The following is a 6,841-nucleotide window of genomic DNA, read 5'->3' as shown; positions in this document are numbered from 1 at the left end:
CCGCACCGATGTCGACGAGCAGTTCGCTCGGGCGTCCCATGTCCTTGCCCTGGTGGATGGTGATCCGGCCCGACGTCGTATGGCCGATCGACCGCAGGTACCCGCCCAACGCCGCCGCGGCCGCGCCCGTCGCGGCGTCCTCGACGACACCGCCGACGGGGAACGGGTCGCGCGCGTGGAACACGTTGCCGTCCTCGGCCCAGAACAACTGCGCGGTGGTCCATCCCGCGCGACGCATGATCGTGCCCAGCGCGTCGAAGTCGTAGTCGAGTTTCGCCAGCCGCGCCCGCGAACTCACACCCAGCACGAAATGTTCCGCGCCGGCGAAAGCGACGTGCGGCGGGAACCGCGGGTCGAGGTCTTCGGCCGTCCAGCGCAACGCCGTCAAGACTTCGCCGATCTCGGACTCGGTCGCCGGACGGGTGTGCGTGGCGACGCTCGTCAAGGTCGCGGTGATCCGGCCGCCGGCCGATTCGGTGTCGACGGGCACCGCGCCCGCGTTGGTGTGGAACACGACCGCGCCCGGGCCGTGGCGTTCGGCGAGCGCGGCGGCGGTGGCGATCGTCGCGTGCCCGCAGAAGTCGACTTCGGCCAGCGGGCTGAAATACCGCACGCGGTAGTCGTTTCCTTGAGCGGTGACGAAAGCCGTCTCCGAATAGCCGACTTCGGCGGCGATCCGCAGCATGTCGGCCGCGGTCAGCCCGGCCGCGTCGAGCACGACACCCGCCGGGTTGCCGCCCGCCGGGTCGGTGGTGAAAGCCGAGTAGCGCAGCACTTCAGTGGTCATACGTCCATGCTGTACCTCGAACGGCATCGAGTCCAACGATGATGAGCAATGGCCTCCATCGGGAAAGCCGATACCATCAAGTCCGTGGACACCCGCCTGATCTCGACGTTCGTCACTCTCGCGCGGACCGGCAGTTTCACCTCGGCCGGCACGGAACTGCACCTGGCCCAGTCCACGGTGACGGCGCATGTCCAAGCGCTGGAACGGGAACTCGGCGTCCGGCTCTTCGACCGGCTGCCGGGTGGCGCCGTCCTCACCGAGGCCGGGCGGCGCACCTGGGAACTCGCCAACGGCGTGCTCGACGCGGAGGCGACGCTCCGCGCGGACCTGCTCGCCGACGGCCCGATCACCGGCACCGTGGTCGTCGGCGCGACGGAATCCCTTTGCGGCTACCTGCTTCCGCGCGTCATCGCCTCCTTGCACCGAAGCCATCCGGACGTGGACGTGCAGCTCATTCCCGTCGGCACGGCCGAAGCGACGAACCAGCTCAGGACCGGGCGGCTGACGCTGGCGGTGATGCTCGAGCCGTCGGTCACCGATCCGGATCTCGTCGTCGAGCCGCTCGGCGAACTCGACCTGGTCTTCGTGACCGCCCGGGATCGCCGTGTCGCCGGAGCCGCGTGGCACGACCTGGTCGCGCACCGCTGGTTCCTGCTGGAGGAAGGCTGCGCGTACAGCGACGGCGTCGCCCGCGAACTCCAGGCGCTCGCCGGAGCACGCCCGCTGCTCACAAGACTCGGAAGCGTCGAAGCGACCCGAGCCTGTGTCGCCGAGGGCCTCGGTTTGGCGCTCCTGCCGACCTTCGCCGTCAAAGCGCACGAAGACCGCCTCGCGCGCTTCGGCGGGCCGCCGATACCGCGGCAGTCGATCCTGCTCGCGCACCACCGGCGACGATCACTCGGCCGCGCCGCCCACGTCGTCGCCGGCGAACTGGCCCGAGGCGCCGCTGCCCTCACCACGCGGTGAGGGCGCGACTGCCCGGCTACTTCTGCTGCTCAGCGGCCTTCTTGCGGAGGTTGTCCTCGGCTTCCCGGAGTTCCGGGGTGAGGTTGCCGCCGAAGTCCTCGGCCTCGAACACCTGGCGGATCTCGATCTCCGACTCCTGCTTGTCCGGGTTCGGGACCCGCTTGATCCACTCGATCGCTTCTTCCTTCGACTTCACCTGAAGCAGCCAGAAGCCGGCGATGAGCTCCTTGGTCTCGGTGAACGGCCCGTCGACCACCGTCGTCCCCGAAGCCGAGAACTTGACCCGCGCGCCCTTCGAGCTGTCGTGCAGTCCTTCACCGGCGAGCAGGACACCGGCGTTCACCAGTTCCTCGTTGAACTTGCCCATCTCGGTGAGCAGCTGCTCGCTCGGCAGCACGCCGGCTTCGGACTCGTCGTTGGCCTTGATCAGAACCATGAACCGCATCGTCGTCTCCTCGTAGTCCGTTTTGTCGGGCCGTAGCCTCGCTCTTACTAACGCGTCGAACGACCGACGACCGGATCGACACACCGGTAAATCTTTTTTCGACGAGTTTCCAGCTGCCCCGATTCGATGCCAGAGTGGCAGCGGGGAGCTGGGCGAGTTCGGCTTCCGCGTCGGGCGCGCACCTGCTGTACTGACCGCGGGATCTGCAGCCGAACCCCGTAGGCACCTTCGCTGAGTACGCCGATCGCAAGGGAGGCTTCTTCGAGTTTGCCGACCTTCAGGAGACCGCCAGGGCAATCGCCAGCACGGTGGGGCTGGTGGGCGCAGCAGGGATCGAACCTGCGACCGCTCGGGTGTAAACCGAGTGCTCTCCCGCTGAGCTATGCGCCCGGGAAGGTGACGTTCCCGGAGGAACGCCACCCGAAACAGCCTAGGCCAGTTCGGCCACGGCCTTCTTCCATGCTTGCTGGTCGCGCGCCTCGCCGGGCTGGTTGACCTCGGCGAAGCGGACGACGCCGTCCTTGTCGATCAGGAACGTGCCGCGGTTCGCGAGGCCGGCGGCCTCGTTGAACACGCCGTACGTCGTGGCGACCGCACCGTGGGGCCAGAAGTCCGAAAGCAGCGGGAACTGGTAGCCCTGCTGCTCGGCCCACGCCTTGAGCGAGAACGGTGTGTCCACGGACACACCGAGGACCTGTACGCCCTGGCCGTCGTAGTCGGCGAACTCGTCACGCAGCTGGCAGAGCTCACCCTGGCAGGTACCGCTGAAGGCGAAGGGGTAGAAGACCAGCAGAACCGGCTTCTCACCCTTGAACGACGACAGCTGCACAGACTGCTTGTTGTAGTCCTTGAGCGTGAAATCGGGGGCCTGCGAACCGACCTCGATAGCCATACGGGATCCTCTCGCGCGCGGAAAACGTGCCTACGAGACAACCCTATCGTGCGGCTTGCCGGGGCCGGATCGCCCGGGCCTCAGCGTTTGGTCTTCGACTTCGGCGGCACCAATCGTGTGCCGGACCAGTTCGGTGCGGCACTTATGTTCGACGTCTGGGCCAGTCCGACCGTCGGCACCGCTTCCGCGATGTCGCTCGGTTCGACGTGCCCAGGTTGGCCGTTCTTCGGTGTCAGTACCCAGATGACACCGTTCTCGTCCAACGGTCCTTTGGCGTCGATCAAAGCGTCGACCAGGTCACCGTCGTCATCGCGCCACCAAAGCAGCACCACGTCGATTACCTCGTCGACATCCTCGTCGAGGATGTCACCGCCGATCTGTTCCTCGATCGCGGCACGAAGGGCGTCGTCGACGTCCTCGTCCCAGCCGATCTCCTGGACCACCATGTCCGGCTTGATGCCAAGCCTCTCGGCGACGCTGCTTTGTTCAGCGTCTCCCGCGGCGACCACTGCTGTCACTCCTCCAACTACGAAGGAGTGTGGCGACCGACGAACCCTGCTGGACGCCACACTCGGATATACGGATGTGGTTAGCGAACACTGGTAGAGCGCCGCGCGCAACCGTCCACACCGGATCGGCGGCAAGTCGTGTCGCAGCGTACGGGGGCCCCGGCCCCTCGCGCGAGGGGAAATCGGGTGCTCTTGGGCGGCGCGGCCGACCCGTCGTGAGGGGTCTCGCCTAGGCTGTGGGTAGATATCGCGCGCGCGATACATCCGCAGGCCGGAGGTGTCACGGCGGGGTTGGCGAACGTTACCGCTCAGTAGCGGTGACGTGAACCCGGAATTGCGACGACGATGGCAGACGGCACACCGCCGCCAGGCGTCGCAGCACGAGCTGGACAAGCGTACGAGCACCATGAGCTACAACTTTTGGCGAGGAGATCCCTTGGCCCCGCAGAACGACGGCGCCCCCATCAAGGAGGCCCCGGCACGCGTTCGCGTAATCCGTGACGGATTGGCGGCGCACCTGCCCGACATCGACACCGAGGAGACAGCCGAATGGCTCGACTCCTTTGACGAGGCACTCGCCCGTGGCGGCCAGCAGCGCGCCCGGTACCTGATGCTGAGGCTGCTGGAGCGCGCCCGCGAGCGCAACGTGGGCGTTCCGGCGCTGACCTCGACCGACTACGTCAACACGATCCCCACGGAGAACGAGCCGTGGTTCCCGGGTGACGAAGAGATCGAGCGCCGCTACCGGGCCTACATCCGCTGGAACGCCGCGATCATGGTGCACCGCGCGCAGCGGCCCGGCGTCGGCGTCGGCGGCCACATCTCGACCTACGCGTCGTCGGCGGCGCTGTACGAAGTCGGTTTCAACCACTTCTTCCGCGGCAAGGACCACTCCGGCGGCGGCGACCAGATCTACATCCAGGGGCACGCCTCCCCCGGGATCTACGCCCGCGCGTTCCTCGAGGGCCGCCTGACCGCGGACCAGCTCGACGGGTTCCGCCAGGAGTACTCGCACGCCGGCCCCGGCGGCGGGCTGCCGTCGTACCCGCACCCCCGGCTGATGCCGGAGTTCTGGGAGAACCCGACGGTCTCCATGGGCCTCGGCCCGATGAACGCGATCTACCAGGCGCGGTTCAACCGCTACCTGCGCGACCGCGGCATCAAGGACACCAACGACCAGCACGTCTGGGCGTTCCTCGGCGACGGCGAGATGGACGAGCCGGAATCACGCGGCCTCATCCACGTGGCCGCCGGTGAAGGTCTCGACAACCTGACCTTCGTGATCAACTGCAACCTGCAGCGGCTCGACGGCCCGGTGCGCGGTAACGGCAAGATCATCCAGGAGCTGGAGTCGTACTTCCGCGGCGCCGGCTGGAACGTGATCAAGGTCATCTGGGGCCGCGAGTGGGATTCCCTGCTCCACGCCGACCGCGACGGCGCGCTCGTCAACCTGATGAACACCACGCCCGACGGTGACTTCCAGACGTACAAGGCGAACGACGGCGCCTACGTCCGCGACGAGTTCTTCGGCCGCGACCCGCGGACCAAGGACATGGTCGCCGACCTCACCGACGCCGAGATCTGGAACCTCAAGCGCGGTGGCCACGACTACCGCAAGGTCCACGCGGCGTACAAGGCGGCCATGGAGCACCACGGCCAGCCGACGGTGATCCTGGCGCACACCATCAAGGGCTACGGCCTGGGTTCCTCGTTCGAGGGGCGCAACGCCACGCACCAGATGAAGAAGCTCACGCTCGACGACCTCAAGTCGTTCCGGGACGCCCAGCGCATCCCGATCAGCGACGAAGAGCTCGAGCGCGACCCGAAGCTGCCGCCGTACTACCACCCCGGCAAGGACTCGGCGGAGATCGAGTACATGATCGGCCGCCGCCGCGCGCTCGGCGGGTTCCTGCCCGAACGCCGTCCCGCCAGGGCCAAGGCGCTCGTGCTGCCCGGCGACAAGGTGTACGAAGGCATCCGCAAGGGGTCCGGCAAGCAGGAAGTCGCCACCACGATGGCGCTGGTGCGGCTCATCCGTGAGCTGGCGAAGGACCCGGAGATCGGCAAGCGGATCGTCCCGATCATCCCGGACGAGGCCCGCACCTTCGGCCTCGACTCGATGTTCCCGACGGCCAAGATCTACAACCCGCACGGCCAGACCTACACCTCGGTGGACGCCAAGCTGATGCTGGCGTACAAGGAGTCCGAGCAGGGCCAGCTGCTGCACGAGGGCATCAACGAGGCCGGTTCCACGGCGTCGTTCACCGCCGTCGGCACGTCCTACGCCACACACGGCGAGCCGATGATCCCGATGTACATCTTCTACTCGATGTTCGGGTTCCAGCGGACCGGTGACGGCTTCTACGCCGCCGCCGACCAGATGGCCCGCGGGTTCGTGATCGGTGCCACCGCCGGCCGCACCACGCTGACCGGTGAGGGCCTGCAGCACGCCGACGGGCACTCGCTGCTCCTGTCGTCGACCAACCCGGCGATCGTGGCCTACGACGCGTCCTGGTCGTACGAGATCGCGCATATCGTGCGGGACGGGCTGCGCCGGATGTACGGCGAAACCGGGCCGGACGGCAACGGCGAGAACGTCATGTACTACCTGACGATCTACAACGAGCCGTACCAGCAGCCGGCCGAGCCGGCGGACCTCGACGTGGACGGCCTCCTGAAGGGCCTGTACCGCTACGCCGACGCTCCCGAAGGCGATGGCCCCGAAGCCCAGCTCATGGTGTCCGGTGTGACCATGCCGGACGCGCTCAAGGCGCAGAAGCTGCTCCTCGAGGACTGGGGAGTGCGGGCCGCGGTGTGGTCGGCGACTTCGTGGACGGAACTGCGTCGCGAGGCCCTCGGCATCGACCGCGAGAACCTGCTCCACCCGGCCGCCGAGCCCCGCGTGCCGTACGTGACGAGGGCGCTCGCCGACGTCACGGGCCCGATCGTCGCCGCGTCCGAGTGGATGCGCGCGGTGCCGGACGGCATCCGCCAGTGGGTCCCGACGGACATGCTGACGCTCGGTACCGACGGGTTCGGTTTCTCCGACACCCGCCCGGCCGCCCGGCGCCACTTCCTGGTGGACGCCGAGTCGATCGCGGTCGGCGCGCTCAGCGCGCTCGCCCGCCGCGGCGACATCGACAAGTCGAAGGTGGTCGAGGCCGCGGCCAAGTACCGCATCGACGACGTCGGCGCGGCCGGTCCGTCGACCACGGACGCCGGCAACGCGTAGGCCAAGTGCT

6 protein-coding genes and 1 tRNA gene are annotated in these 6,841 nt (G+C 67.8%); 2 read left to right on the top strand and 5 right to left on the bottom strand.

Annotation, left to right across the window (positions count from 1 at the left end; all coding sequences use genetic code 11):
• A partial coding sequence (locus VGP60_RS01340) for a PhzF family phenazine biosynthesis isomerase (RefSeq protein WP_327545953.1) occupies nt 1-787 on the bottom strand: 787 nt, incomplete at its 3' end.
• A gap of 84 nt (nt 788-871) precedes the next feature.
• Here VGP60_RS01340 and VGP60_RS01335 point away from each other — a divergent pair.
• Entirely contained in the window at nt 872-1,753 is an 882-nt protein-coding gene (locus VGP60_RS01335) for a LysR family transcriptional regulator (protein ID WP_327545952.1), read from the top strand.
• 16 nt (nt 1,754-1,769) lie between these two features.
• Here the strand turns inward: VGP60_RS01335 and VGP60_RS01330 are convergent, their stop codons facing one another.
• The 4 genes from VGP60_RS01330 to VGP60_RS01315 form a co-directional block, all read right to left on the bottom strand.
• Nucleotides 1,770-2,198 carry a YciI family protein gene (locus VGP60_RS01330; RefSeq protein ID WP_327545951.1) on the bottom strand — a complete coding sequence of 143 codons (429 nt, stop codon included), beginning with the start codon at nt 2,196-2,198 and terminating at the stop codon, nt 1,770-1,772.
• Nucleotides 2,199-2,513: 315 nt separating this feature from the next.
• Nucleotides 2,514-2,588 (bottom strand) — tRNA-Val (locus VGP60_RS01325).
• Between the two features lie 40 nt (nt 2,589-2,628).
• Nucleotides 2,629-3,090, bottom strand: a complete 462-nt coding sequence (locus VGP60_RS01320) for a peroxiredoxin (protein WP_327545950.1) — start codon at nt 3,088-3,090, stop codon at nt 2,629-2,631.
• An 80-nt stretch (nt 3,091-3,170) separates the two neighbouring features.
• On the bottom strand, nt 3,171-3,599 hold the full coding sequence (locus VGP60_RS01315) for a DUF3052 domain-containing protein (protein ID WP_327545949.1): 429 nt from the start codon (nt 3,597-3,599) through the stop codon (nt 3,171-3,173).
• Between the two features lie 436 nt (nt 3,600-4,035).
• Between VGP60_RS01315 and aceE the strand changes: the two genes are divergently transcribed.
• Entirely contained in the window at nt 4,036-6,831 is a 2,796-nt protein-coding gene (aceE, locus tag VGP60_RS01310) for a pyruvate dehydrogenase (acetyl-transferring), homodimeric type (RefSeq protein ID WP_327545948.1), read from the top strand.
• Nucleotides 6,832-6,841 lie beyond the last annotated feature (10 nt).

It is taken from the genome of Amycolatopsis sp., assembly GCF_036008905.1.
In the GTDB taxonomy this organism is placed as follows: Bacteria; Actinomycetota; Actinomycetes; order Mycobacteriales; family Pseudonocardiaceae; genus Amycolatopsis.
Note: the sequence above shows the minus strand (reverse complement) of the source record. Positions and strands in the feature narration are given on the sequence as shown.

Excerpts from the sequence above, each read along its gene's own strand:
- VGP60_RS01330 (WP_327545951.1), bottom strand. The coding sequence starts at position 2,198 with ATGCGGTTCATGGTTCTGATCAAGGCCAACGACGAGTCCGAAGCCGGC.
- VGP60_RS01320 (WP_327545950.1), bottom strand. The coding sequence starts at position 3,090 with ATGGCTATCGAGGTCGGTTCGCAGGCCCCCGATTTCACGCTCAAGGAC.